This window comes from Streptosporangium nondiastaticum (assembly GCF_003011965.1).
Taxonomy (GTDB): domain Bacteria; phylum Actinomycetota; class Actinomycetes; order Streptomycetales; family Streptomycetaceae; genus Streptomyces; species Streptomyces nondiastaticus.
Window position 1 is genome coordinate 23,358 of the sequence record NZ_PXWG01000012.1, and the last position, 26,406, is coordinate 49,763.

The window sequence follows — 26,406 nt, forward strand, 5'->3', positions numbered from 1 at the left end:
AAAGGGACCAAGGAGTAGTGGCACGCATGGCACGACGCGGGATTCTGGGCCGTTCCCGACGCGAGTACCGCACACCCGACCCGCACCCGACCGGGGCGCGGCCGCCGAAGATCCCCGGTGAGCTGGTCCCCGAGCACGTGGCGATCGTCATGGACGGCAACGGCCGCTGGGCCAAGGAGCGCGGCCTGCCGCGCACCGAGGGCCACAAGGTCGGCGCCGAGCGGGTGCTGGACGTGCTGCAGGGCGCGATCGAGATGGGCGTCGGGAGCATCTCCCTCTACGCCTTCTCCACCGAGAACTGGCGGCGCTCGCCGGACGAGGTGCGCTTCCTGATGAACTTCAACCGCGACTTCATCCGCAAGACCCGCGACCAGCTCGACGAGCTCGGCATCCGGGTGCGCTGGGTGGGCCGCATGCCCAAGCTGTGGCGCTCGGTGGCCAAGGAGCTCCAGATCGCCCAGGAGCAGACCAAGGACAACGACAAGCTCACGCTGTACTTCTGCATGAACTACGGCGGGCGCGCGGAGATCGCGGACGCGGCGCAGGCGATGGCGGAGGACGTGCGGGCGGGCCGCCTCGACCCGTCCAAGGTCACCGAGAAGACCTTCGCGAAGTACCTCTACTACCCGGACATGCCGGACGTGGACCTCTTCCTGCGGCCCTCCGGCGAGCAGCGCACCTCCAACTACCTGATCTGGCAGAGCGCGTACGCCGAGATGGTCTTCCAGGACGTGCTGTGGCCGGACTTCGACCGCCGCCACCTGTGGAACGCCTGCCTGGAGTTCGCGCAGCGGGACCGCCGGTTCGGCGGCGCGATCCCGAACGCCGTGGAGGACGGCGGCGCTTCGGAGTAGCGCGCGTGACTTCGGAGTAGCACGCGCGAAGGGCCCCGGGCGATGCCCGGGGCCCTTCCCATGCGTGCGTCAGCGCTTCGCCGCGCAGTCCCCGCAGGTGCCGAAGATCTCGATCGTGTGCGCGACGTCCACGAAGCCGTGCTCCTCCGCGATGGAGTCGGCCCACTTCTCTACGGCGGGGCCCTCCACCTCGACGGCCTTGCCGCACAGCCGGCAGACCAGGTGGTGGTGGTGCCCGCTGGAGCAGCGGCGGTAGACCGCCTCGCCCTCGCTGGTGCGCAGCACGTCGACCTCGCCCGCGTCGGCGAGGGACTGCAGCGTGCGGTAGACCGTGGTCAGGCCGACCGAGGCACCGCGGTGCTTGAGCATGTCGTGGAGCTCTTGCGCGCTACGGAACTCGTCCACCTCGTCGAGCGCGGCCGCCACCGCTGCCCGCTGCTTGGTGGACCGGCCGCGTACGGGGGGACCCGCCGTCGCCACAGTTGCCTCCTCCAGCTCGCATGAACACCCATCCGCACATGTCGCACGGCAATTGTGCCAGTCCGCGAGAGCGGGTGGGCAAGCCCCGACGGGCCCCGGCGGGCGTCAGACCCTGACGTCGTCCGCCGCCGTGCGCTCCCCGGGCGCCTCCAGGGTGCACTCCTCCGCGGCCGCCGTCCTCCCCGCCCGCCGCTTCGCCAGGGGCGTGGCGAGCGCCGTGAGGACGACGAACAGGCCGATGGCGAAGAGCACGATGGTCGCGCCGGACGGCACGTCGGCGTAGTAGGACGTGGCGGTGCCGGACACCGTCACGGTGACGCCGATGCCGACCGCCAGGGCGAAGGTCGCCTTGAAGCTGCGGGCGATCTGCTGCGAGGCGGCCACCGGGATCACCATCAGGGCGCTGACGAGCAGCAGGCCCACGACGCGCATGGCGACGGTGACGGTGACGGCGGCGGTGACGGCCACGAGCAGGTTCAGCATCCGCACCGGCAGCCCGGTGACGCGCGCGAACTCCTCGTCCTGGCAGATGGCGAAGAGCTGGCGGCGCAGCCCGACCGTGGTGAGGATCACAAAGGCGGCCAGGATGCAGATCGCGACGAGGTCCTCCTCCGAGACCGTGGCGATCGACCCGAAGAGATAGCTGCTCAGGTTGGCGCTGGAGCCGCTGTCGGAGAGGTTCATCAGCATCACGCCGCCGGCCATGCCGCCGTAGAAGAGCATGGCCAGCGCGATGTCGCCGCGCGTCCGCCCGTACCAGCGGATCAGCTCCATGACGACGGCGCCCGCGATGCACACCGCGGTGGCCATCCACACGGGGCTTTCGTTCAGCAGGAAGCCGAGGCCGACGCCGGTGAGGGCGACGTGGCCGAGGCCGTCGCCCATGAGGGCCTGGCGGCGCTGGACGAGGTAGGTGCCGATGGCGGGCGCGGTGACGCCGACGAGGAGCGCCGCGAGCAGCGCCCGCTGCATGAAGGCGAGGTCGAGGATGTCCATCAGGTCAGCAACCCTGTCCGAATCGGTTCCGCAGCCGGTCCGGCGTGCGGGTGTACGTGGTCGTGGCCGGGGAGCGCGTGCTGGCCCACGGCCTCCGGCGGGGGCCCGTCGTGGACGACGCAGCCGTCGCGGAGGACGACCGCGCGGTCGATGAGCGGCTCCAGCGGGCCGAGCTCGTGCAGCACGAGCAGGACGGTCGCGCCGCGGGCGACCTGGGCGCGCAGGGCTTCGGCGAGCACCTCCTGGCTCGCGAGGTCCACGCCGGCCATCGGCTCGTCCATGATCAGCAGTTCGGGTTCGCCGGCCAGGGCGCGGGCGATGAGCACCCGCTGGTGCTGGCCGCCGGAGAGCGCGTCCACCGGGTCGCCGAGCCGGTCCGCCATGCCGACGAGCTCCAGGGCGCGTATGACCGCCTCCTTGTCGGCCCTGCGCATCATCCCGAACCGGGTGCGGGCGAGCCGCCCGGACGAGACGACCTCGCGGACGGTCGCGGGCACCCCGCCGGCGGCGGTGGTGCGCTGCGGGACGTAGCCCACGCGGGCCCAGTCGCGGAAGCGGCGCTGCGGGGTGCCGAACAGCTCCAGCTCGCCGCCGGTGAGCGGCACCTGGCCGACGATGCTGCGCACGGCGGTGGACTTGCCCGAGCCGTTGGCGCCGAGCAGGGCGACGACCTCGCCGGGGCGCACGGCCAGGTCCACGCCGCGCAGCACGGGGCGGCCGCCGAGGCTCGCGACGCCGCCCCGCAGGGCTATGACGGGCTGCTCCATGGTGATCTCCTCCCGGGCGCTCACTTGGTGCCCAGCGCCTTCTGCAGGGCGGCCAGGTTGGCCTCCATGACCTCGACGTAGTCGTGGCCCCTGGAGTCGTCCGTGATGCCCTCGATGGGGTCCAGGACGTCGGTCTTCAGCTTCAGGTCCTTGGCCAGCGTCTTCGCGGTCGCCGGGTTGGCGAGCGTCTCGAAGAAGATCGTCGAGACGTGGTGCTCCTCCGCGAGCGCGTGCAGGTCCTTGATGCGGGCGGCGCTGGGCTCCGACTCGGGGTCGAGGCCACTGATGGACTCCTCGGTGAGGCCGTAGCGCTCCGCCAGGTAGCCGAAGGCCGCGTGGGTGGTGATGAAGGTGTCCGAGGCGCGGTTCTTCAGGCCGTCCCTGAACTTCGCGTCGAGGGCGCCGAGCTTCTTCGCCAGGGCGGCGGCGTTCTTCTCATAGTCGCCCTTGTGCTCCGGGTCCGCCTCCGCGAGGGTCTTCGCGACGCCCTTGGCGGCCTCGGCGTACTTCACCGGGTCGAGCCAGATGTGGGGGTCGGAGCCGCCCTCGTGCTCGGAGTGCGAGTGGTTGTCGCCCGTGGTGTGGTGGTGGCCGTCGACCTCGGTGCCGTGCTGCTCCAGCGCGGTGAGGGAGGCCACGTCCACGGCGTGCTCGTTCTTCGACTGCTTGATCGCCTCGTCGACGGCGGGCTGGAGGCCCTTGAGGTAGACGATGGCGCCCGCGTCGGCGAGGGAGCCGATCTGCCGGGGCTTGAGCTCCAGGTCGTGCGGCTCGACGCCGGGCTTGGTCAGGCTGGTCACGCTGACGTGGTCGCCGCCGATCTGCTCGGCGAGGTACTGCATCGGGTAGAACGACGCCACCACGGCGAGCTTGCCGTCCGCCGCCTTGCCCGCGCCGTCGGCGGAGGAGCAGGCGGAGAGGCCGAGCAGCCCCAGAGCGGCGGCCGTGGCGACGGCGGCGGTGCGTATTCGGGGAGCGCGGGCACGGAGCGGACGACTTACGTTCATGACAGTCATTTTCAACAAAGATGGAAACGATTGTCAACAAGAGGCGTTCAAAGAGGCCCAAAAAGGGGCCCGCGGGTGATCGCGGAACGGCGTGGTCAAGCCAAGGCCAGAGCCGATTTGATGAGAGGGGGTGCAGCGCCGGTAACCTGAATCATTCGCTGTTCGTCGTCGCAATGAAGAGAGCACCGTGGCCGCCGACAAGATCGACACCATCGTCAGCCTGAGCAAGCGCCGTGGCTTCGTCTATCCGTGCAGTGAGATCTATGGCGGACAGCGTGCCGCCTGGGACTACGGTCCGCTCGGTGTGGAGCTCAAGGAGAACATCAAGCGCCAGTGGTGGCGCTCCATGGTCACCTCGCGCGACGACGTCGTCGGTCTCGACTCGTCGGTGATCCTGGCCCGCGAGGTCTGGGAGGCGTCCGGCCACGTCGCGACCTTCACGGACCCGCTGACCGAGTGCACCTCCTGCCACAAGCGCTACCGCGCGGACCACCTGGAGGAGGCGTACGAGGCCAAGCACGGCAAGCTGCCCGAGAACGGCCTCGCCGACATCAACTGCGCCAACTGCGGCAACAAGGGCGCCTTCACCGAGCCCAAGCTGTTCTCCGGCCTGCTCTCCACCCACCTGGGCCCGACCCAGGACTCCGGTTCGGTCAGCTACCTGCGCCCCGAGACCGCGCAGGGCATCTTCACCAACTTCGCCCAGGTCCAGCAGACCTCCCGGAAGAAGCCGCCGTTCGGCATCGCCCAGACCGGCAAGTCCTTCCGCAACGAGATCACGCCGGGCAACTTCATCTTCCGCACCCGCGAGTTCGAGCAGATGGAGATGGAGTTCTTCGTCAAGCCGGGCGAGGACGAGAAGTGGCACGAGTACTGGATGGAGCAGCGCTGGAGCTGGTACACCGGCCTCGGCATGCGCGAGGAGAACATGCGGTGGTACGAGCACGCCGCGGAGAAGCTCTCCCACTACTCGAAGCGCACCACTGACATCGAGTACCGCTTCAACTTCGGCGGCACCGAGTTCTCCGAGCTGGAGGGCATCGCCAACCGCACGGACTACGACCTGAAGGCCCACTCCCAGGCCTCCGGCCAGGACCTCACCTTCTTCGACCAGGAAGCCGGCGAGCGCTGGTTCCCGTACGTCATCGAGCCGGCGGCCGGCCTCAACCGCGCCATGCTCGCCTTCATGCTCGACGCGTACAACGAGGACGAGGCCCCCAACGCCAAGGGCGTCATGGAGAAGCGTGTCGTCATGCGCCTCGACCCGCGCCTGGCCCCGGTCAAGGTCGCCGTCCTGCCGCTGTCCCGCAACCCGCAGCTCTCCCCGAAGGCCAAGGGCCTCGCGACGGACCTGCGCAAGAACTGGAACATCGAGTTCGACGACGCGGGCGCGATCGGCCGCCGCTACCGCCGCCAGGACGAGATCGGCACGCCGTTCTGCGTCACGGTCGACTTCGACACGCTCGAGGACAACGCGGTGACCGTGCGCGAGCGCGACACCATGAAGCAGGAGCGGGTCTCCCTCGACCAGATCGAGGGCTACCTGGGCTCCCGTCTGCTCGGCTGCTGACGACCGCCCGTCACGGCCCGACGGCCCCGGTCCCCGCTCGGCGGGGGCCGGGGCCGTCCCCGTTCCCGTTCTCGGGGTGGTGACAGCACCACCCCGAGAACGGAAAGCAGCGCCATGGAACGGCCCTGACCTGCGGCCTTACCGTTTGGGCATGCGAATCACCAGCGTGGCCCGGGTCCTGCGCAAACCCTTCGACGGCGTGGGCCGGGCCGTCGCCTTCCTGACGACCGGCATCCTCGTGCAGCTCGCCCCCCTGCTCGTCCTCGCGGTGCCGTGGCTGAACGGCGGGCCCACCGAGGCGCTCAGCGTGATCGTCGCCGTGCTCGTGCCGCTCAGCGCCGTCGCCCTGGCCACGCCCGTGCTGACCGCGGCGCAGACCGCCCGCTTCCGCACCCGCCTGGGCGTGGCCATCCCCCGGCTCCCCGCCGTGGCCGGCGCGTCGCGGACGGACCGCGCCCGGCAGTGGCTGCGGACCCCCGCGACCTGGCGGCAGATCGGGTACCACCTGCTGGCCGGCCCCCTGATCGCCCTGGCCGGCGCGCTCACGCTCCTGCTGTGGGCCGCGGCCGGCGTCGCCGCCGGCGTCTACGTCTGGATCTGGGCGCTGCCCCCCGAGACGCGCGTCGAACACCTCGGCTACACCACCCAGGCCGTCTACGTGACCGCCACCGGCCTCGCCGGGCTGTACGGCGCGGCCTGGCTCTCCCGCGCGCTCACCCGGCTCGACACCCGCACCGCCACCGCCCGGCTCGGCCCCAGCCGCGCCGAACTCCTCCAGATGCGCGTCGAGGAGGTCACCGAGAGCCGCGCCGGCGTCCTGGACGCCGCCGACGCCGAACGCCGCCGCATCGAACGCGACCTCCACGACGGCGCGCAGCAGCGGCTCGTGTCGATGGCGGTCAACCTGGGGCTGGCCAAGGTGACGCTCAAGGACCTGCCCGACGACGCCCGCAAGGTCATCGACGAGGCGCACCGCGAGGCCAAGGAGGCCATCGCCGAACTCAGCAACCTCGTCCGCGGCCTGCACCCCGCCGTGCTGGAGGACCGCGGCCTCGACGCCGCGCTGTCCGGCATCGCCGAACGCGCGCCCCTGCCCGTCGGGCTGACGGTCCACCTGCCTGTCCGGCCCGCCCCCGCGGTCGAGGCCGTCGCCTACTTCGTCGTCTCCGAAGCGCTCGCCAACGTCGTCAAGCACGCGCGCGCGGGCCGGGCCGATGTCCGCGTCGAAACGCGCGGGGGCATACTTCTTGTCGTCGTCACCGACGACGGCGTGGGCGGAGCCGCCCCCGAAGGCGGCACCGGGCTGGCGGGGCTGGCCAAGCGGGTCGCGTCGGTCGACGGCACGTTCTCGATCAGCAGCCCCGCGGGGGGCCCGACCGTAGTCACCGTGGAGCTGCCGTGCGCGCCGTGATCGCCGAAGATTCCGTCCTGCTCCGGATCGGCCTGGTGAAGGTCCTGGAGACGGCCGGATTCGACGTGGTCGCGGAGACCGGCGACGCGGAAGCGGTGCTGGCCGCGGTGGAGGAGCACCGGCCCGGCCTGGTCGTCCTCGACGTCCGCATGCCGCCCGGCTTCACCGACGAGGGCGTACGAGCCGCACTTGTCATCCGCAAGCAGTGGCCGGACACGGCCGTGCTGCTGCTCTCCCAGTACGTGGAGGAGCGCTACGCCGCCGACCTGCTCTCCGGCGACACGCGCGGCGTCGGCTACCTGCTCAAGGAACGCGTCGCCGACGTGGAGGAGTTCATCGACGCGCTGCGGCGTGTCGCGGGCGGCGGCACCGCGCTCGACCCACAGGTCGTCTCACAGCTGCTGCTGCGCCGGCACAGCGATCCGCTCGACCGGCTCACGCCGCGCGAGCGGGACGTGCTGGAGCTGATGGCGTCCGGGCGGTCCAACGCGGGCATCGCGCAGGCGCTGGTCGTCAGCGAGAGCGCCGTGGCCAAGCACATCAACTCGATCCTGGCGAAGCTGGACCTGCCGAAGGCGGACGCGGACCACCGGCGGGTGCTGGCGGTGCTGCGGTTCCTGGGCGTGGGCTGACGGGTCCGCCCGGTCTAGCCCTGCAGGCCGCGCAGCAGCAGATCGCACACCGCGTCGAACGCGGCGTCGATCCCCGGGAGCGACCAGTCCGCGGCGTACGCCGGGTCGTGGAAGCGGTTCGTGGCGTCCCAGAGGGCGCGGGCCGTGGCCGCGGCGCCGCTTCCCGGCTCCGCGAACTCTCCGCTGCGGATGCCGCTTTCGATGATCTGCGCGAGCTGGCCGATCATCGTCTCGATGTGCCGGTCGACGGTGGCGCTGTTCTCGCCCACGAGCACCATGTACGTGGCGAACAGCTCCGGGTCGTCCCCCGCCTTGCGCCGCTTCGCGGCGAACAGCGCCGCCAGCCACGCGCGCAGGCGCGGCCCGGCGGGGCCCTCCGCGCCCGCGACGGCCGACAGCTCCGCGTGCGACAGGTCCAGCCAGCGCTGCGTGACGGCCTCCCGCAGGGCGGCCTTGCTGCCGAAGTGCCGGTAGACGCTCCCGTGACTGACGCCCAGAGCCCGGGCGACGTCGACCACGGTGGCCTTGGCGGGGCCGTAGCGGCGCAGCACGTCCTCGGTGGCTTCGAGAATGCGCTCGGGAGTCAGCGGCTCGGGCGGCATACGGGCTCGTACCTTTCGACGGGGGCGGGCGGTCCCGGTGATGCGCCCATATGGACGGTACCGGGCCGGTCCCCGGTGGGGGCCGCCCCCTCCGGCCGTTCCACCACGTTGTGCCTGGCGGCAGGCGCGGCGCCTCCCCATTCCGCCGCCGGGCCGGCCTCGGGCCGGGGAGCGTGGAGAGGCCGCGCCTCTCCCCACCGCCGCCGTGGCGCGCAACCCCCACCGGAGGTGACCGGCGGTGCCGGACCGGGCCTCGGGTCGGGGCGGCATGGCACCGCCGGGTCGCGCCGTCCGGGTTCTCGCCGTTGCGGCGGGATTTTTTGCCGGGCCGGCAGGGAGCGTGGGGCGCGGCTCCCTTCCGCCGCCCTGGCGCGCAACCACCGTGGTGGATCCCGGCGGTGCCGGGCTGGCGTCGGGCCGGGGGGCGTGGAGAGGCCGCGCCTCTCCCCACCCCCACCGGAGGTGACCCGGCTCGGGACGTAGGTCGGCGGAACCGCCCGTAGGGCTCACCGTTCGCTGTCGAGGTGGGCCATCTGCGAGTCCGGGTAGCGGGCACCCGCGGCCGCGCCGGCGGGGACCGCCTCCTCGATCGCGGCGAGGTCGGCCGCGTCCAGGGTGAGGTCGAGCGCGCCGAGCGCCTCCGTGAGGCGGTCGCGGCGGCGGGCGCCGACGAGGGGGACGATGTCCTCGCCCTGGGCGAGGACCCAGGCGATGGCGGTCTGCGCGACGGACGCGCCCTTGCCCTCGGCGACCTTGCGCAGCGCGTCGACGAGGTCGAGGTTGCGCTGGAGGTTCTCGCCCTGGAAGCGGGGGCTCATGCCGCGGAAGTCGCCCGCGCCGAGCTGCCGGTCGCGCTCGAAGTGGCCGCTGATCAGGCCGCGCGAGAGCACGCCGTACGCGGTGACGCCGATGCCGAGCTCGCGCGCGGTGGGCAGGATCCGGTCCTCGATGCCGCGGGAGATCAGCGAGTACTCGATCTGCAGGTCGGAGATGGGCGCGACGGCCGCGGCCCGGCGCAGGGTGTCGGCGCCCACCTCGGAGAGGCCGATGTGGCGCACGTGGCCGGCCTGGACGAGCTCGGCGATGGCGCCGACGGTCTCCTCGATCGGCACGTCGGGGTCGACGCGGGCGATGCGGTAGATGTCGATGTGGTCGACCCCCAGCCGCTGCAGTGAGTACGCGGCGAAGTTCTTCACGGCGGCGGGGCGGCCGTCGTAGCCGGACCAGCCGCCGTCCGGGTCGCGCAGGGCGCCGAACTTGACGCTGGTGAGCGCCTTGGCGCGGGCCGGCTCGCCGGCGGTGCGCAGGGCCTCGCCGATGAGCAGTTCGTTGTGGCCCATGCCGTAGAAGTCGCCGGTGTCGATCAGGGTGACGCCGGCGTCGAGGGCGGCGTGGATCGTGGCGATGGACTCGGCGCGGTCGGCTTCGCCGTAGAGGGCGGACATGCCCATCGCGCCGAGGCCGAGCGCGGAGACCCGGGGGCCGGTGGTGCCGAGGGTGCGGTGCTGCACGGGAGCTCCTTCGGAAGGGAGGCGGGGAGGTGGAAACGCGAAATAGCGGGGCAATCCACCCGTGAGCGGGTAAGCAGGATTGCGGCTCCCTTGAAGAGTGACACATGGACTGACAGATTTCAATATCCGTCAGTCCATCCCCGTGTCGGCTCGCCGGTCCGGGCCCCACCGGTCCGGGCCCCGCTCAGGCCTCCACGCGCGGCATCCGCAGCGTGAGCAGCGCCGCCACCGCCACCGCCACCACCTGCACCCCCAGCGTCACGGCGAGCGCGTCCCGCATCCCCAGCGACTCCGACAGCGTCAGGAACAGTGACCCGAGCGTGGCCACGCCCAGCGCCATGAACGACTGCTGCGTGGTGACCATGACCCCGCCGCCCACGCCCGCCTGCGCCACCGGCACCTCGCTCAGCACCGTGCGCAGCGTCAGCGGCAGCAGCAGGCCCTGGCCCAGGCCCTGGACGGCCATCGCCGCGCACGGGCCCCAGACGTCCCGCCCCTCCCAGCCCCAGTAGAAGGCCGCGGCCAACCCGAGCAGGCCCACGCCCTGGATGAGGGCCCCGGCCGTGATCGCCCGCCGCCCGTACCGGCTGAAGAGCCGGGGTCCGGCCAGCGAGCCCGCGAAGAACGTCACGCACATCGGCACGAGTGCCAGCCCCGCCGCCAGCGGGCCCAGCCGCAGCCCCTCCTGGAGCACCACCGCGAGGACGAACATGAAGCCGCCCCAGCCCAGCGAGAACGGCACCACCACGGCCAGCCCCGTCCGCACCGACCGCACCCGCAGCAGCGACGGCGGCACGAGCGGCGTCCGCCCGTCCTTGCCCGCCCGCTCCAGGCGCCGTTCCGTGACGGCGAACGCCACCGTCGCCACGGGGAAGACCGCCAGCAGCACCCACGACCACACCGGCCAGCCCGTCGCCCGGCCCTCCGTCAGCGGCACCAGCAGGGAGATCAGCGACAGCGACAGCAGCACCGTGCCGAGGCCGTCCACCCGCGTCGGGCGCGGGGAGCGGGTCTCGGGCACCGCGCGGGCGGCCAGCACCAGGGCCATCGCCGCGACCGGCGCGTTCACCAGGAAGATCGACCGCCAGCCGGTGCCCGCCACGTCCGCGGCGACCAGCACCCCGCCCAGCACCTGGCCGACCGAGGCGGAGATCCCGGACGTGCCGCTGTAGAAGCTGAGCGCCCTGGCCCGGCCCGCCCCGCTCGTCGTGGCCTGGATCGTCGCCAGCACCTGCGGCAGCATCAGCGCGGACGCCGCGCCCTGCGCGATCCGCGCGGCCACCAGCCACCAGGCTCCCGGTGCGAGTCCGCACGCCACCGACGTCACGCCGAACGCCGCCGTGCCCCACATGAACAGCCGGCGCCTGCCCACCATGTCGCCCAGCCGCCCGCCGAGCACCAGCAGCACGGCGTAGGCGACCCCGTAGCCGCCCACGACCATCTCCAGCAGGGCCGGGCCGGCGTGCAGGTCGTGGTCGATGGCGGGCAGGGCGACGTTGACGATAAAGAAGTCGATCATCGGCAGCGCCGCGCCGGTCAGCACGGTGAACAGGCCGAGGGGGGTGAGGGCGGGGGACCGGGGAGGGGCCTCGGCGGGCTTCGCAACGGATTCGGCGGCAGGGGAAGTAGTTCGGGTATCGCTCACGGGATCGACGATGGCCGCCCGCCCAGCCCGGTACCAGAGCGTCCTTATCCTGGTATCGGCACTACCTGGAACAGGCCGCAGGCCTCGCGCACGCTGGAGGCATGACCACGATGCTGCAGGAGCCCCGGGCCCTGGCCGCCCCGCGCGCGCCCGCCTCCCCCGCCCCCACCGCCGACGACGTCCGCCGCGGGGAGCTCGCCGCGTTCCTGCGCAGCCGCCGCGAGCGCGTCTCCCCCGAGCAGGCGGGCCTGCCGCGCGGGCCGCGGCGGCGCACGCCCGGCCTGCGCCGGGAGGAGGTGGCGCACCTCGCCGCGGTGGGCGTCACCTGGTACACGTGGCTGGAGCAGGCCCGCGACATCAAGGTCTCGCCGCAGGTCCTGGACGCCGTCGCCCGCGCCCTGCAGCTCGACCGCAGCGAGCGCAGCCACCTCTTCGCGCTGGCCAACGCGGTCGACCCGATGCCGGAGACCGACTGCCCGGGGGTCTCCGCGGACCTGCGGATGATGCTGGAGCAGCTGGAGCCGTTCCCCGCCGTCATCCAGAACTCGCGGTACGACCTCCTCGCCTACAACCGCACGTACAGCGCGCTCATGTGCGACCTCGACAAGCTGCCCCGCGAGGAGCGCAACTGCATGTGGCTCGCGTTCACCAACGCCGAGGTCCGCGCGACGCTCTGCGACCGGGAGGAGACGACCCGCGCCATGGCGGCCAGGTTCCGCGCCTCGATGGCGGAGCACCTGGGGGAGCCGGCGTGGGAGCGCTTCCTGGCCAAGCTGCTGGCGGCCTCGCCGGAGTTCCGCATGATGTGGGCACGCCACGAGGTCGCCCCGGTCGCGTCGCCCCGGGTCCGCGGCCACCGGCACCCGGCGGTGGGCGAGCTCCGCCTCAACTTCACCAGCCTGTGGACCGGCCCGCACCCGGGCGGCCGGCTGCTCACCCTCACCCCGGCGGACGAGGTCACGCGCGAGCGGCTGGAGCGGCTGGACGCGCTCACGCGGAGCGGGCCGCCGCGGGGCGCGTAGCCGTTCCACGGGCCGGGGCGGTCCGGCGCCGCCGCGCCGGCCGGGCGGCCTGCCCGGCCGCCCCGTAGCTCACGACCCGTGGCCCGCCAGCCGCGAGGTGATCCGCTCCAGCTCCGCCAGGTCCTCCGCCGGCAGCGCCAGCAGGGCCGGCGGCGGCGTGCCCAGGATGCGCTCCGCCCGGGCCGCCGTCTCCTTGCCCGCCGGTGTGGCCGAGACGATCTTCGAGCGGCGGTCGGCCGGGTTGGCGGTGCGTTCCACCAGGCCGCGGGCCGCCAGGTCGTCCACGACCAGCGTCGCGTACGGGCGGTCCGTCAGCAGCTGCTCGGCCAGCTCGCGGAGGGTGAGGGGGCCGCGGGCGATGCGTCGCAGGGCCTTGATGCGGAAGAAGCTCATGCCGAGGGCGTCGACGACCTCCTTGCGGCGTTCGTTGCCGCCGAGGACGATCTCCCGCAGCTGCCCCCAGGCGCGCTCCGCCGTCGCGGCGTGGGTGTCGTCGTGCGCGGTCATGGCGATACCGGGATCCTGCTCTGCTCGGAGGGGAGGCCGGTCCGGGCCGCGGCCCGCTCGGCGGTCCGGGCGGCCCAGCGGCCGGTGGTGATCGTACCGACCACGAGCACGGCCGCGCCGCAGCCCGTGACGATCCACCAGCCCGTCTCCCGCATTCCCGCCGCGACCGCCGCGCCGATCACCGCGACGCCCAGCGAGCTGCCGACCTGCCGGCTGGTCGAGGCGACGGCGGCCGCGACGCCGGCCCGGGCGCGCGGCAGGCCGGAGACGGCCGTGTTGGTGATGGGCGCGTTCACCAGCCCGAAGCCGATGCCGAAGAGGACGTACGCGGAGAACAGCAGCAGGTCGGAGGAGCCGGCGGAGGTGCCCGTGCCGCTCGCCGCCACCAGCACGCCGCTCGCCGTCATCGCCGTCCCCGCGAGGACCAGCGGCAGCCGCGGCCCGCGGGCCCCCACCAGCCGGCCCGACAGCGGCGCGAACACCAGGCACATGAGGGCCATGGGCAGCATGTACAGGCCGGCGTCCAGCGCGGACAGGCCCCGGTCGTCCTGCAGGTAGAGCGTGTTGAGGAAGAGGAAGCCGCCCAGCGCCGCGAAGGCGCACACCGCCACCACCGTGGCCCCGCTGAAGGGCGCGCTCCGGAAGAGCCTCGGCTCGATCAGCGGCTCGTCGCGCCGCCGCTCGTAGGCGACGAGCCCGGCCAGGGCGCAGCCGGCGGCGGCGAAGCAGCCGAGGATGAGCGGCGAGCCCCAGCCCGCCGCGGAGCCCTCGATGATCCCGTACGTGAGCGAGCCGAGCAGCACGATCATCAGCACCTGGCCGACGGGGTCGGGGCGGCGCGGCCGGGGCGCGCGCGACTCGGGCACGTACCGGGCGGTCATCGCGAGCGCGGCCAGCCCCACCGGCAGGTTGATCCAGAAGATGGCCCGCCAGCCGGTGGTCTCGACGAGCGCCCCGCCGATGACCGGCCCGGCCGCCATGCTGATGCCGACGACGCCGCCCCACACCCCTATCGCGCGGGCCCGCTCCCGCGGGTCGGTGAAGGTGTTGGTGATGATCGACATGGCGACGGGGTTGAGCATCGAGCCGCCCACGGCCTGCACCATGCGGAAGACGACGAGCCAGCCGAGCCCCGGCGCCAGGCTGCACAGCACGGATCCGGCGGTGAAGAGCACCAGCCCGGCCTGGAAGACGCGTTTACGGCCCAGCCGGTCGGCGGTCGAGCCGGCGAGCATCAGCAGCGAGGCGAGGACGAGCGTGTAGGCGTCGATCGTCCACTGCAGGCCGGGGACCGTCGTGTGCAGGTCGCGCCGCATGGACGGCAGCGCCACGTTCAGGATCGTGTTGTCGAGGCTCACCATCAGCAGACTCGTGCAGCAGATGGCGAGGACCAGCAGCCGGCGGCGCCGGGAGAGCTCGGGCACGGGACCCCCTGGGGTACGGGCGCACAACAGATAGTTGTACATCTCCAATGATTTAAAGAGTACAACTAAATGCTCCGTGGCGGTACGCGACAATGGATCCATGACGCATGACGCCGCCACGCCGCTCCAGATCGGCCCGCACACCGTGTGGCCGCCGGTGGTCCTCGCCCCCATGGCGGGCATCACGAACGCGCCCTTCCGCACGCTCTGCCGAGAGTTCTCGGGCGGCAAGGGGCTGTTCGTCAGCGAGATGATCACCACCCGGGCCCTGGTCGAGCGCGACGCCAAGACCATGCGTCTGATCCACTTCGACGGCACCGAGAAGCCCCGGTCGATCCAGCTCTACGGCGTCGACCCGGTCACCGTCGGCAAGGCCGTCCGCATGATCGTGGACGAGGACCTGGCCGACCACATCGACCTCAACTTCGGCTGCCCCGTCCCCAAGGTCACCCGCAAGGGCGGCGGCTCGGCGCTCCCGTACAAGCGCAACCTGCTCCGCTCGATCCTGCGCGAGGCCGTCGGCAACGCCGGCTCCCTGCCCGTCACCATGAAGATGCGCAAGGGCATCGACGACGAGCACATCACCTACCTCGACGCCGGCCGGATCGCCGTCGAGGAGGGCGTCACGGCCATCGCCCTGCACGGCCGCACGGCGGCCCAGCATTACGGCGGCACCGCCGACTGGGAGGCCATAGCCCGCCTGAAGGAGACCGTGCCGGAGATCCCCGTGCTCGGAAACGGCGACATCTGGTCGGCCGAGGACGCCGTGCGGATGATGCGCGAGACCGGCTGCGACGGCGTCGTCGTCGGCCGCGGCTGCCTCGGGCGCCCCTGGCTCTTCGGCGACCTCGTCACGGCCTTCGAGGGCGGCGGCGCCCCCGCCGCGCCCACGATGCGCGAGGTGGCCCGCGTGATGGTGCGCCACGCGACGCTCCTCGGCGAGTGGCTGGAGAGCGAGGAGCGCGGCGTCATCGACTTCCGCAAGCACGTGGCCTGGTACACCAAGGGCTTCTCCATCGGCTCGGACATGCGCAAGAAGCTGGCGATCGCCTCGTCCCTGGACGAGCTCGGCGCTCACTTGAGCGAGCTCGACCTGGACCAGTCCTGGCCGATCGGCGCCGACGGGCCCCGCGGGCGCACGTCCGGCCGCAACCGCGTGGTGCTCCCGGACGGCTGGCTGAACGATCCGTACGACTGCGCGGCCGTCAGCGCCGACGCCGAACTCGACACATCCGGCGGCTGATGCGCCGTCCGGCGGCGTGATTCTCGCCACCCCTGATCAGTGGCTCGCTCAGATGAGCGGTATACACAGGGGTGCATCTCTTGAGGGGTGGCACTGCGTGCCACCCCTCTTGCGTTCACGACTTGACCCCGCATCCGCCATTCGGTCGACGCTCCGTGATGCCGCGACTTCTGTTTGTCATTCTGTCTTCAGAAGTCGAACAACCGGCTTCCGGACCCTTTACCGGGGCGTGACTTTCGATCTGCTGGCTGACAGGCGGTTACGCCCATATGGCCGGGGGGTGGACCTCCCTATAAGCCTTCGATCTGGGTACGCTCCCCGCCGTCAGCACGTTTGAGCACGCCTTCCCCCAACTGTGTACGGGGGGACCCCAGTGAGGAGTCGAGTCCCGTGCCGGAAACCACCAGTCAGCAGAAGTTCGTCTACGACTTCACCGAGGGCAACAAGGACCTGAAGGACCTGCTCGGCGGGAAGGGCGCCAACCTCGCCGAGATGACCAACCTCGGCCTGCCCGTTCCCCCCGGCTTCACCATCACCACCGAAGCCTGCAAGGTCTACCTCGACAGCGGCAGCGAGCCCACGGCCCTGCGCGACGAGGTCTCGGCCCACCTCGAGGCCCTCGAGAAGCGGATGGGCAAGAAGCTGGGGCAGGCGGACGACCCGCTGCTGGTCTCGGTCCGGTCGGGCGCCAAGTTCTCCATGCCCGGCATGATGGACACCGTCCTCAACATCGGGCTCTCCGACGCCTCCGTGGCCGGCCTCGCCGCCCAGGCCGGCGACGAGCGCTTCGCCTGGGACTCCTACCGGCGCCTCATCCAGATGTTCGGCAAGACCGTGCTCGGCGTCGACGGCGAGCTCTTCGAGGAGGCGCTCGACGAGGCCAAGCGCGCCAAGGGCGTCACCACGGACGTCGATCTCGACGCCGCGGACCTCAAGCGCCTGGTCGAGGACTTCAAGGCCACCGTCGCCAAGGAGACCGGCCGGGACTTCCCGCAGGAGCCGCGCGAGCAGATGGACCTCGCCATCCGGGCGGTCTTCGACTCGTGGAACGGCGACCGCGCCAAGCTCTACCGCCGCCAGGAGCGCATCCCCGGCGACCTCGGCACCGCCGTCAACATCTGCTCCATGGTCTTCGGCAACCTCGGCCCCGACTCCGGCACCGGCGTCGCCTTCACCCGCGACCCCGCCAGCGGCCACCAGGGCGTCTACGGCGACTACCTGCAGAACGCCCAGGGCGAGGACGTCGTCGCGGGCATCCGCAACACCGTGCCGCTCGCCGACCTGGAGCGCATCGACAAGGCGTCCTACGCCCAGCTGATGCAGATCATGGAGACGCTCGAAACGCACTACAAGGACCTGTGCGACATCGAGTTCACCATCGAGCGCGGCAAGCTGTGGATGCTGCAGACCCGCGTCGGCAAGCGCACCGCGGGCGCCGCCTTCCGCATCGCCACCCAGCTGGTCGACCAGGGCCTGATCGACGAGGCCGAGGCGCTGCAGCGCGTCACCGGGGCCCAGCTCGCGCAGCTGATGTTCCCGCGCTTCGACGAGAAGGCGAAGACCGACCTGCTCGGCCGGGGCATCGCCGCCTCGCCCGGCGCCGCCGTCGGCAAGGCCGTCTTCGACTCGTACACCGCCGTGAAGTGGTCCCGCTCGGGCGAGAAGGTCATCCTGATCCGCCGCGAGACCAACCCCGACGACCTCGACGGCATGATCGCCTCCGAGGGCATCCTCACCTCCCGCGGCGGCAAGACCTCGCACGCCGCCGTCGTCGCCCGCGGCATGGGCAAGACCTGCGTCTGCGGCGCGGAGGAGCTGGAGGTCGACACCAAGCGCCGCCGGATGACCGCCCCTGGCGGGATCGTCATCGAGGAGGGCGAGGTCGTCTCCATCGACGGCTCCACCGGCAAGGTCTACCGCGGCGAGGTGCCCGTCGTGCCCTCCCCGGTCGTCGAGTACTTCGAGGGCCGCGCGGACGGCGCCGCGGAGGACGCCGACGAACTCGTCAAGGCCGTGCACCGCGTGATGACCTACGCGGACGGCGGGCGCCGGCTGCAGGTCCGCGCCAACGCCGACAACGCCGAGGACGCCGCCCGCGCCCGCCGCTTCGGCGCCCAGGGCATCGGCCTGTGCCGCACCGAGCACATGTTCCTCGGCGAGCGCCGCGAGATGGTCGAGCGGCTGATCCTGGCCGACCACGAGGACGAGCGCGACGAGGCCCTCAAGGCCCTGCTGCCGCTGCAGAAGTCCGACTTCGTGGAGCTCTTCGAGGCCATGGACGGGCTGCCCGTCACCGTGCGCCTCCTCGACCCGCCGCTGCACGAGTTCCTGCCCGACATCACCGACCTGTCGGTGCGGGTCGCGCTCGCCGAGGCCCGTCACGAGCCGCACGAGAACGAGCTGCGCCTGCTGCAGGCCGTGCACAAGCTCCACGAGCAGAACCCGATGCTGGGTCTGCGCGGCGTCCGCCTCGGCCTCGTCATCCCGGGCCTGTTCGCCATGCAGGTGCGGGCCATCGCCGAGGCCGCGGCCGAGCGGCGGAACGCGGGCGGCGACCCGCACGCCGAGATCATGATCCCGCTGGTGGGCACCGTCCAGGAGCTGGAGATCGTCCGCGAGGAGGCCGAGCGGGTCATCGCCGAGGTCGAGCAGGCCACCGGCACCGACCTGGGGCTCACCCTCGGCACCATGATCGAGCTGCCGCGCGCCGCGCTCACGGCCGGTCAGATCGCCGAGGCCGCCGAGTTCTTCTCCTTCGGCACCAACGACCTCACCCAGACCGTGTGGGGCTTCTCCCGCGACGACGTCGAGGCGAGCTTCTTCACCGCGTACCTGGAGAAGGGCATCTTCGGCGTCAGCCCCTTCGAGACCATCGACCGGGACGGCGTGGGCTCGCTCGTACGGGCCGCCGCCGAGGCCGGCCGGGCCACTCGCCCCGACCTCAAGCTCGGCGTCTGCGGCGAGCACGGCGGCGACCCCGACTCGGTGCACTTCTTCCACGAGGTGGGCCTGGACTACGTCTCCTGCTCCCCCTTCCGCATCCCCGTCGCACGCCTGGAGGCCGGCCGCGCGGCCGCGCTCGGCAAGGGGGGCTCGGACAGCCGCTGATGCGGCTGCCGCACCGGCCCGGCACGAACCGGGCCGGCGCGGCGGAGCCGCCGCCCGGGCGACCCCGACCCTCAGCCCCGGCGGCGGCTCCAGCACCTGGAAGGGGCGGCACCCGTGCGGGGGGCCGCCTCTTCGCGTGGGCGCCCTTCGCATGGGTGCCCTTCGCGTGGGGGCCGCCCCTTCGCGCCGGCGCCTCTTCGTACGGGGGCGCCCTTCTCGCACGGACCGTCCGGTACGGACCAAGGCCCTTCATCCGGAACCCCGTTGGCCGGAAAACGCCGCTCCGCTGGGGCCCGTGAGGCGCGAGGTGGTACGGCAGTGTCTCCGGCACATGACGCCGGGGTTACCGGTACGTGGTCTTCCTGTGGTGATCCTGCGCCCGAGATGTGCCCGACCTGTGGCTTCCCTGTGCCGGGCAGGGCGGAGGGGCGGCGCTCGTGCGGGAGCGCCGCCCCTCTTTACTCCCCCACCGGGAGTTGTTGCCGCCCGCATCGGCTCGGGCGGCAACTCGCATACTCAGCGGCCGCTTTTTCGCTCGCCACCCCCCACGGGAACGAGCGGGGCGCGGCCCCGAGTGCGTGAATAGCATTTCGCTTCCCCCACGTTCCCCGCGAGTCCTTTCAACTGTGGCCAAAAGGGCGTGGTAACAGCTCGTATCGGTGTGCATACTCAGTGAGCGGGGGGTGGTTGCGGATGTCTCATGTGGGGGTTTGGTGCTGCGCGTCCATTTCACTGGACTCGATCTGGCCCGGTTGCGCCTGGCCGGAGACCCGGACGCACTCTGGGAAACCGTATTGAGCCTCCACCGGCTCCGGGACAAACAAGGCGAGTCGATCTTCGGGGATTGGCGCTCGGAAACCCGCGCCAGGTTGAATGGTGAAACTCGGCTTCTCGCCCCGCTGGTGCCATCCCGCGGGTATTTTCCGGACTTCCTCACGCCCCCCGAAGGGGTACTCGGACTCGACTCCGGCATGCAGGCCCTGCGCGAGACGCCGGGCGAGCGGGTGCACCGCGAGCTCGGCCGGCTCTCCACGGCCCGGACGCTCCCCGCTTGGATACGATCCATGGCCGAGGGCGACGAGCGTGCCTTCGCCAAGCTCACCGGCGCGCTCCAGGCCTACCACGAGGCCGCGATAGCACCCTACTGGCAGCACATCCAGGCCCAGATCGAGGCCGACCGGGCCGTGCGCGGCCGGGCCCTGCTGGACGGCGGCGCGGACGCGCTCCTCTCCTCACTGCCGCCGATGATGCGCTGGCGCGCGCCCGTCCTGGAAGCCGACTACCCCGTCGACCGCGACGTCCACCTCAACGGCCGGGGGCTGCTGCTGGTTCCCTCCTTCTTCTGCCGCCGCACGCCCGTCACGTACCAGGACCCCGAGCTCACCCCGGTCCTCGTCTACCCCGCCCGGCACATGTCGGAGTCCGCGCCCGCCGTGCAGACCGCGCCGCGCTCCCTCGGCAAGCTCGTCGGGCACACCCGCTCGGCGGTCCTCGGCTCCATCGGCGGCGGCTGCACCACCAGCGAACTCGCCCGCCGCGTCGGCGTGTCCGCGGCCTCCGCCAGCCAGCACGCGGGCGTGCTGCGCGAGGCGGGCCTGGTCCTGACGCTGCGCAACGGCAGTGCGGTGATGCACACCCTGACGCCCCTGGGCGCGGCCCTCCTGCGCGGCGGCCACAAGACGACCCAACTGGCGCCGAGGCCGCCTCAGCCGTCGATCCCCGAGCGCTCCACCCCCGCCACGATGCTGCAGTCTCCCGGGGGCTGAGACATCAGCGGCTGCCGCCGCGGGCCCCCGGACCCCCAGCCGGGGGCGGGCGGGCGCTCGCCGCCTCAGCCGTCGATCCCGGAGCGTTCGACCCCCGCGACGATGTACCGCTGCAGCACCAGGAAGACCAGGAGCAGTGGCGCTACCGACACTGCCGCTGCCACGAACAGCTCGTGGAGGTTGACGGCCTGGGCCGTCGTGAAGGTGGACAGGGCCACCTGTACGGTCCAGGCATCGCGGTCCTGGCCGATGACCAGGGGCCACAGGAACGAGTTCCACGCCCCGATGAACACGATCGTGCCGACCGCGGCGAACACCGGCCGCGCGTTCGGCACGACCACGAGCCAGTACGTCCGCCACGGCCCGAGGCCGTCCACCTGCGCCGCGTCCTCCAGCTCCCGCGGGAAGCCCAGGAAGTACTGCCGGAAGACGAAGCACGCGAAGGCGCTGAAGAGCGTCGGCACGATCAGGCCGCGCAGGCTGGAGACCCAGCCCAGCGACGACACCAGCACGAACGACGGCACGAAGGTGACCGCCGCCGGCACCAGCAGCGTGCCCAGGACCGCGGTGAGGACGGCGCCCGCGTACCGGTAGGGGATCCGGGCCAGGCCGTAGCCCGCGAGCGAGGCGAGCAGCACCGTGCCGAGCGTCGTCGCCACCGCGATCAGCGTGGAGTTCAGCAGGGCGTGCGCCATCGGCACGTCCGGGTCGGCGAACAGCTCCCGCACGTTCGACCAGTGCAGCTCGGACGGGAAGAACGTCCAGTCCGGCGAGGTGATGTCCGCCTCCGCGGCGAGCCCGTTCCGCACGAGCAGGTAGAAGGGGATCAGGAACAGCACGGCGAGCGCGATCAGCAGCACCAGCCGCAGCGCCCGCCCGGCCCGTACGAGGGCATCGTCCGTCTGTCTCACGGCTCCCATCCGCCTCACGCCTCCCGCCTGCCCAGCCCCGACCACCGCGACTGCACCACCGTCACCACCGCGATCACCAGCGCCAGCACCACCGCGCCCGCGCTGCCCACCCCGAGGTTCTGCCCCTGCCCGAGCGCCGTGTAGTAGAGGTACACGAGCGGCGGCCTGGCGTACGGCGGGTAGCCGCGCGCGTCCGACAGCAGGTTGTAGAACTCGTCGAACGCCTGGAAGGCGTTGATGACGAGGAGCAGCACCACCGCCACCGACGTCGCCCGCAGCGCCGGGAAGGTGATGTGCCGGAACGTCTGCCACCCCGGCCGCGCCCCGTCGACGGCGGCCGCCTCGTACAGCTGCGGCGGGATCCGCTGCAGGCCGGCGAGGAACAGCACCATGTAGAAGCCCGCCTGGAGCCACAGCCGGACGGTCACCACGACCAGCCAGTACCAGGGCGGGTCGGTGACCGACAGCCACGCCACCGGCTCGGCGCCGAACCAGCCCAGCACCGTGTTGGCCAGCCCGAACCGCACCCCGTTGAACACCGACAGCTTCCACACCAGCGCGGCGACCACGTAGCTGCACGCCGTCGGCAGGAAGAACACCGACCGGAAGAACGCCTGCGCCCGCCGCAGCCGGCTCACGGCCAGCGCGAGCCCCAGTGACAGGGCGTACGTGGCGGGCACGATGAAGGCCGTGAACAGCGCGAACGTGCCCAGCGCGGAGCGGAACGCGGGGTCCCCGAGCACCTGCCGGTAGTTGTCCAGGCCGGTGAAGTCCGTGGGGGAGACGGTGTTGTGCGCGTCGAAGAAGCTGAGCCACACGCTCCAGCCCAGCGGCACGTACGTGAAGAGGACGAGGCCCAGCACGAAGGGGCCGGTGAAGACCCAGAACCACAGGGCCTGCCGCCGCCGGCGCACCGCGCCGTACGCCGCCACGTCAGGCCTTCTTCCCGGCGCGCTTCAGCTCCTCCGCGGTCCGCCGCACCGCCGCCCGCACCTCGCGCTCCGGGTCGGCGCCCTCCTTGATGATCCGGCTGAGCCCGTCCTGGTACGCGGTCTGCGCGGCGACCGTCCACAGCAGCGGCTGGGCGTAGCCGTGGTCGGCGGTGAACCGCACGGCCTCGGCCGCCGCGCCCTCCTTGAGCTTGCCCGCCTTCGCGGCCAGGGAGCGGCGGGCCGGGATGTGGAAGCCGTAGGACAGCGCGAAGTCCTCCTGGTAGTCGCTGCGGTCGACCCACAGCCACTTCACGTACGCCTTCGCCGCCTCCTGTCGCCCGCTGCGCGTGCTGACGGCCGCGCCGTACGCGCCGACGGGCACGGCCGGTCTGCCGGCGGGCCCGTCGGCGGGGAAGGGCAGCACCCCGAAGTCGTAGCCGAGCGCCTTCTTCACCACCGGCAGCGCCCACAGCCCGGACCACTGCATCGCGGTCAGCCCCTGGAGGAGGGCGGACGGGTCGGACCAGTCGGCGGGCGCGCCCAGCAGCAGGGACTTCTCCGCGTAGAGCCGGTGCAGCTTGCCGAGGGTGCGGGCGGCGGCCGGGTCGTCGAAGCCCGGCCTGCCGTCGGCGGTGACGAGCGAGAGGCCCGCCGCGTACAGGGGCGTGCCGCCGAGGACGCCCGCGCCGCCGTCGTTGCCGAGGAACAGGCCCTTGACCGTGCCCCGGGTGAGGCTGCGCGCGGCGTCGACCAGCTCGTCCAGGGTGCGCGGCGGCCGCACTCCGGCCTGCTCCAGCAGGCTGCGGCGGTAGTAGAGCAGCTGGGTGTCGACGACCTGGGGGATCGCCCACACGCGGCCGTCCCAGGTCTTCGGCGCGAGGACGGCCCGGTCGAAGTCGTCCTTGACGCCGTCCAGCAGGCCGGTGAGGTCGGCGACCTGCCCGCCGCGGATCTGGTCCAGGCTCGGGCCGTTGACCTCGAAGACGTCCGGCCCGGAGTTCGTCAGCAGGGCGGCGGCGGTCTGCTGGTCGTAGTTCCCGGGCCGCCACTCGATCCGCACGTCGGCGCCCTCGTACGCGGCGGCGTACCGGCCCACCGCCTGCCGCGTGCCCGCCTCGCCGTACTGGTGGTACCAGTGGGAGAGCCGGGGCCGTCCCGAACCCTCCCCGCCGCGCCCCGTGTCGGACCCGCACCCGGTCAGTGCGAGCGCGGCACCGCCGGACAAGAGCAGTCTGCGGCTGATCGGCATGTCGGTTCTCCCCCTCGCGGTCGGGACCGTACGGACCAACGATCAACGATGGGGGAGGATTACGACAGGGCCATTACCGCCGCGTGTCCGTCTTCCGGGCCGGTTCCGCGCCGATGCGGAAGCGGAGGCGGCAGATCACCGCGTCCGTGTCCCGCCGCACCGCGTGGGCCACGACCGCGCCGCGCTGGTTCTGCAGCAGCCGCTGCCAGACGTGGGCGGGCTCGACCTCGGGGATGAGGACCGTGACGCGGTTGTCGGGGTGCCGGTCGGTGAGTTCGTGGACGTAGGCGACGATCGGGCGGCCCAGGGCCCGCGTGGGCGCGGGCAGTTCGACGAGGTCGACGCCCGGGTTCCACAGCTCCCAGTCGCGCCGCAGCGTCTCGGCGGCCCGCGCCCCCTCCGCGTCGGGCTGGACGGCGGTCACCGCGATCACCTCGTCGCCCAGCGACACGGCGGCCGTCAGGGCCTTGCTGGTCAGCCGGGAGAGGGAGGAGACGGGCACGACGACCACGCTGTGGCAGCGGCGCGGCGCCTCCGGCACCCGGCCCAGCCCCAGCCGCTCGCCGATCCGCCCGTACGAACGGTGCACGGCCTCGAAGACCAGGACCATCAGCGGCAGCGCCAGGGCGATCAGCCAGGCGCCCTCCTCGAACTTCGTGGCCGTGACCACGACCGCCGACACGCCCGTCAGCAGCGCGCCGGAGCCGTTGAGGAGCGCCTTGCCGCGCCAGCCCGCCGAGCGCTCCAGCCGCCAGTGCCGCACCATGCCGACCTGGCAGATCGTGAAGCCCACGAACACCCCGATCGCGAACAGCGGCACGAGCGTGTTGACGTCGCCCCCGGAGAAGACCAGCAGCAGCGCGGAGACCGCCGCGAGGGCCAGCACGCCGTGCCGGTGCACCTGCCGGTCCGCCTTGAGGCCGAAGACGTGCGGCAGGTAGTTGTCCCGGGCCAGCAGGGCCATCAGGACGGGCAGCCCGCCGAAGGACGTGTTCGCGGCCAGCGCCAGCAGCACGACGGTCGCGAACTGCACCACGTAGAAGGCGCCGTTGTGGCCGAGCGAGGCGTCGGCGAGCTGCGCGAGGACCGTGACGCCCTCCACCGGCTGCAGGTGGAAGCGGCCGATGAGCACCGCCAGGCCGATCAGCATGACGCCCAGCAGGGCGCCCAGCGCGACCTCCGTCCGCTGGGCCCGCCGCTGCGCCGGGGCCCGGAAGGCCGGCACGGCGTTGGCCACGGCCTCCACGCCGGTGAGGGCGGAGCAGCCGGCGGCGAAGGCCTTCAGGAGCAGCAGGGCGCCCACGGCCGTGGCGTTCCCGGCGAGCGCGGACGCGTGCCCGGCGGCGGCCTCGGTGCTCGCGGGCGCGTCCCGCAGCAGCCCGGCCACGATCATCGTCAGGACCGAGCCGACGAACACGGCCGTCGGCACCATGAACCACTTCGCGGACTCCACGATGCCGCGCAGGTTCACCCCCGTCACCAGGGCCAGCACGCCCAGGCAGATCCACAGCCGGTCCGCGTAGAGGGAGGGGAAGGCCGAGGTCAGGGCGGCGACGCCGGCGGTGACCGACACCGCCACGTTCAGCACGTAGTCCAGCACCAGGGAGGCCGCGGTCACCAGCGCGGTGCGCCGCCCGAGGTGCCGCTTGGCGACCGCGTACGAGCCGCCGCCGTCGGGGAACGCCGCGATGACCTGCCGGTAGGAGGCGACGAGGACCGCCAGCAGGGCGGCGATCGCGAAGGTGACGGGGAGCGTGAAGCCCAGCCCGTACGCGCCCGCCGCGGCCAGCACCAGGACGATCGACTCGGGCCCGTAGGCCACCGACGCCATCGCGTCCAGCGAGAGGGCCGCGAGCCCCTGAGGGGCGGTCAGCCGGTGCCGGTCCTCGGCGGACGGCCGCGCGGCGCCGGTATCCGGGGGCTCCTCGCCGGCCCCTTCGGGCCGCTGGTTCGCGTGCGCGAGCAGGGACATTCTGTTCGTACCTCCGTGCTTGGGACGCCCAGCGTGCGGCCGGTCCCGCGCGCCCGCGCACGTCCTTGGCGGGCTCTTGGCGCGTTCCGGAGGGATCTTCACGCGTTCTTGACGGCCGGGCTCCGGTTACGTCAGCGGGGCGTAAGGGTTGGCCCAAGTGGCGTCAGCACCCCGTCAACACCCGGCGTTCCGCCCTTGGTACGGGCCTAGCGTCACGGGCATGGGACGGCGACAGCTCTCGAAGGCGCGGGCGGGCGGCCCCGTCGCGCAGACGGCACGGACGAAGGCGCAGCCGCCCGGCGGTGCGGTCCTCGCCCACGACCGGGACTGGCGGCGCGAGGCGCGGGCCGCCTGGTACTGCGGCGCAGCCCTCGCGGGCGTCCTCGTCCTCGCCGACCTCGCCCGCGGCGGGCTCGACGGGCCGCGCGCCGCCTGCTGGACCGGCCTCGGGGCGCTCCTGCTGGCCGTCCTGCTGCCGCAGAAGGTCACCGCCGGCGACGGCTGGCTCGCCGTGCGCGGCCTGCTGGGCGAGAAGCGCGTCCGCACGGACCTGCTCACGCAGGTGCGCCGCGCGGACGGCATGACGCCGCGGCTCGTGCTGCGGGACGCCGGGGGCAACCGCGTGGAGTTCGACCCGGAGGTCCTCGTCGCCAACCCGCTGCTCTGGCACCGGCTGGACACGGGCGTGCGGCGCGCCCGCGAGAGCGGCCTGCTGCGGGAGGGCGGGGCGCCGCTGGCGGAACTCGCGGAACGCATCGACGGGGAGGGGGCGCGGCGGCTGCTGGAAGAGTGGTGAG

At 72.6% G+C, this 26,406-nt stretch carries 22 protein-coding genes; 9 read left to right on the forward strand and 13 right to left on the reverse strand.

Annotated elements, in window-relative coordinates:
• The first annotated feature begins 26 nt into the window (after positions 1 to 26).
• Entirely contained in the window at positions 27 to 854 is an 828-nt protein-coding gene (locus B7P34_RS07900; RefSeq protein ID WP_106675096.1) for an isoprenyl transferase, read from the forward strand.
• 69 nt (positions 855 to 923) lie between these two features.
• Here the strand turns inward: B7P34_RS07900 and B7P34_RS07905 are convergent, their stop codons facing one another.
• The 4 genes from B7P34_RS07905 to B7P34_RS07920 all read right to left on the reverse strand — a co-directional run bounded on the left by B7P34_RS07905 (position 924) and on the right by B7P34_RS07920 (position 4,104).
• The gene (locus B7P34_RS07905; protein WP_030368877.1) at positions 924 to 1,334 is read right to left on the reverse strand and encodes a Fur family transcriptional regulator; all 411 of its coding nucleotides are present in this window, start codon (positions 1,332 to 1,334) and stop codon (positions 924 to 926) included.
• Between the two features lie 105 nt (positions 1,335 to 1,439).
• The gene (locus B7P34_RS07910) at positions 1,440 to 2,330 is read right to left on the reverse strand and encodes a metal ABC transporter permease (RefSeq protein ID WP_106675097.1); all 891 of its coding nucleotides are present in this window, start codon (positions 2,328 to 2,330) and stop codon (positions 1,440 to 1,442) included.
• Positions 2,330 to 3,097 carry a metal ABC transporter ATP-binding protein gene (locus B7P34_RS07915; protein WP_106675098.1) on the reverse strand — a complete coding sequence of 256 codons (768 nt, stop codon included), beginning with the start codon at positions 3,095 to 3,097 and terminating at the stop codon, positions 2,330 to 2,332. The genes B7P34_RS07910 and B7P34_RS07915 overlap by 1 nt, the downstream gene beginning before the upstream one ends.
• A gap of 20 nt (positions 3,098 to 3,117) precedes the next feature.
• Positions 3,118 to 4,104 (reverse strand): metal ABC transporter substrate-binding protein, encoded by a 987-nt coding sequence (locus B7P34_RS07920; RefSeq protein WP_106675099.1) that lies wholly within the window; start codon positions 4,102 to 4,104, stop codon positions 3,118 to 3,120.
• 202 nt (positions 4,105 to 4,306) lie between these two features.
• On the opposite strand from B7P34_RS07920, the gene B7P34_RS07925 reads away from it, so the two are divergent.
• The 3 genes from B7P34_RS07925 (at position 4,307) to B7P34_RS07935 (ending at position 7,717) form a co-directional block, all read left to right on the forward strand.
• Positions 4,307 to 5,674, forward strand: coding sequence for a glycine--tRNA ligase (locus tag B7P34_RS07925; RefSeq protein ID WP_223267626.1), 1,368 nt, complete (start codon positions 4,307 to 4,309; stop codon positions 5,672 to 5,674).
• A 151-nt stretch (positions 5,675 to 5,825) separates the two neighbouring features.
• A complete protein-coding gene (locus tag B7P34_RS07930) occupies positions 5,826 to 7,085 on the forward strand; it encodes a sensor histidine kinase (protein WP_106675101.1) in 1,260 nt (419 codons plus the stop codon).
• Positions 7,082 to 7,717, forward strand: a complete 636-nt coding sequence (locus tag B7P34_RS07935) for a response regulator (RefSeq protein ID WP_223267613.1) — start codon at positions 7,082 to 7,084, stop codon at positions 7,715 to 7,717. Before B7P34_RS07930 ends, B7P34_RS07935 begins: the two co-directional genes overlap by 4 nt.
• A 14-nt stretch (positions 7,718 to 7,731) precedes the next feature.
• Here the strand turns inward: B7P34_RS07935 and B7P34_RS07940 are convergent, their stop codons facing one another.
• The 3 genes from B7P34_RS07940 to B7P34_RS07950 form a co-directional block, all read right to left on the reverse strand.
• Complete coding sequence (locus tag B7P34_RS07940; protein ID WP_106675103.1) at positions 7,732 to 8,319, reverse strand: TetR/AcrR family transcriptional regulator; 588 nt, start codon at positions 8,317 to 8,319, stop codon at positions 7,732 to 7,734.
• A 506-nt stretch (positions 8,320 to 8,825) separates the two neighbouring features.
• Complete coding sequence (locus B7P34_RS07945; protein WP_106675104.1) at positions 8,826 to 9,830, reverse strand: aldo/keto reductase; 1,005 nt, start codon at positions 9,828 to 9,830, stop codon at positions 8,826 to 8,828.
• A 184-nt stretch (positions 9,831 to 10,014) separates the two neighbouring features.
• Positions 10,015 to 11,475 carry an MFS transporter gene (locus tag B7P34_RS07950; RefSeq protein WP_223267614.1) on the reverse strand — a complete coding sequence of 487 codons (1,461 nt, stop codon included), beginning with the start codon at positions 11,473 to 11,475 and terminating at the stop codon, positions 10,015 to 10,017.
• Between the two features lie 101 nt (positions 11,476 to 11,576).
• Here B7P34_RS07950 and B7P34_RS07955 point away from each other — a divergent pair, with 101 nt between their 5' ends.
• A complete protein-coding gene (locus B7P34_RS07955; RefSeq protein WP_106675106.1) occupies positions 11,577 to 12,497 on the forward strand; it encodes a helix-turn-helix transcriptional regulator in 921 nt (306 codons plus the stop codon).
• Between the two features lie 69 nt (positions 12,498 to 12,566).
• Here the strand turns inward: B7P34_RS07955 and B7P34_RS39290 are convergent, their stop codons facing one another.
• On the reverse strand, positions 12,567 to 13,004 hold the full coding sequence (locus B7P34_RS39290; protein WP_106675107.1) for a MarR family winged helix-turn-helix transcriptional regulator: 438 nt from the start codon (positions 13,002 to 13,004) through the stop codon (positions 12,567 to 12,569).
• On the reverse strand, positions 13,001 to 14,428 hold the full coding sequence (locus B7P34_RS07965) for an MFS transporter (protein ID WP_106675108.1): 1,428 nt from the start codon (positions 14,426 to 14,428) through the stop codon (positions 13,001 to 13,003). The genes B7P34_RS39290 and B7P34_RS07965 overlap by 4 nt, the downstream gene beginning before the upstream one ends.
• A gap of 100 nt (positions 14,429 to 14,528) precedes the next feature.
• On the opposite strand from B7P34_RS07965, the gene dusB reads away from it, so the two are divergent.
• The 3 genes from dusB to B7P34_RS07980 all read left to right on the forward strand — a co-directional run bounded on the left by dusB (position 14,529) and on the right by B7P34_RS07980 (position 20,545).
• On the forward strand, positions 14,529 to 15,671 hold the full coding sequence (dusB, locus tag B7P34_RS07970; RefSeq protein WP_106675109.1) for a tRNA dihydrouridine synthase DusB: 1,143 nt from the start codon (positions 14,529 to 14,531) through the stop codon (positions 15,669 to 15,671).
• 390 nt (positions 15,672 to 16,061) lie between these two features.
• A complete protein-coding gene (gene ppdK, locus B7P34_RS07975) occupies positions 16,062 to 18,779 on the forward strand; it encodes a pyruvate, phosphate dikinase (protein ID WP_106675110.1) in 2,718 nt (905 codons plus the stop codon).
• Between the two features lie 971 nt (positions 18,780 to 19,750).
• Positions 19,751 to 20,545, forward strand: a complete 795-nt coding sequence (locus B7P34_RS07980; RefSeq protein ID WP_223267615.1) for an ArsR/SmtB family transcription factor — start codon at positions 19,751 to 19,753, stop codon at positions 20,543 to 20,545.
• A gap of 65 nt (positions 20,546 to 20,610) precedes the next feature.
• On the opposite strand, the gene B7P34_RS07985 is transcribed toward B7P34_RS07980, so the two are convergent.
• The 4 genes from B7P34_RS07985 to B7P34_RS08000 all read right to left on the reverse strand — a co-directional run bounded on the left by B7P34_RS07985 (position 20,611) and on the right by B7P34_RS08000 (position 25,609).
• Entirely contained in the window at positions 20,611 to 21,456 is an 846-nt protein-coding gene (locus B7P34_RS07985) for a carbohydrate ABC transporter permease (protein WP_223267616.1), read from the reverse strand.
• 14 nt (positions 21,457 to 21,470) lie between these two features.
• Positions 21,471 to 22,388 carry a carbohydrate ABC transporter permease gene (locus tag B7P34_RS07990; RefSeq protein WP_106675112.1) on the reverse strand — a complete coding sequence of 306 codons (918 nt, stop codon included), beginning with the start codon at positions 22,386 to 22,388 and terminating at the stop codon, positions 21,471 to 21,473.
• A gap of 1 nt (position 22,389) precedes the next feature.
• Positions 22,390 to 23,637, reverse strand: coding sequence for an ABC transporter substrate-binding protein (locus tag B7P34_RS07995; protein ID WP_106675113.1), 1,248 nt, complete (start codon positions 23,635 to 23,637; stop codon positions 22,390 to 22,392).
• A gap of 73 nt (positions 23,638 to 23,710) precedes the next feature.
• The gene (locus B7P34_RS08000; RefSeq protein ID WP_106675114.1) at positions 23,711 to 25,609 is read right to left on the reverse strand and encodes an APC family permease; all 1,899 of its coding nucleotides are present in this window, start codon (positions 25,607 to 25,609) and stop codon (positions 23,711 to 23,713) included.
• Between the two features lie 220 nt (positions 25,610 to 25,829).
• Here B7P34_RS08000 and B7P34_RS08005 point away from each other — a divergent pair, with 220 nt between their 5' ends.
• Entirely contained in the window at positions 25,830 to 26,405 is a 576-nt protein-coding gene (locus B7P34_RS08005) for a hypothetical protein (RefSeq protein WP_223267617.1), read from the forward strand.
• The last annotated feature ends 1 nt before the right edge of the window (position 26,406 follow it).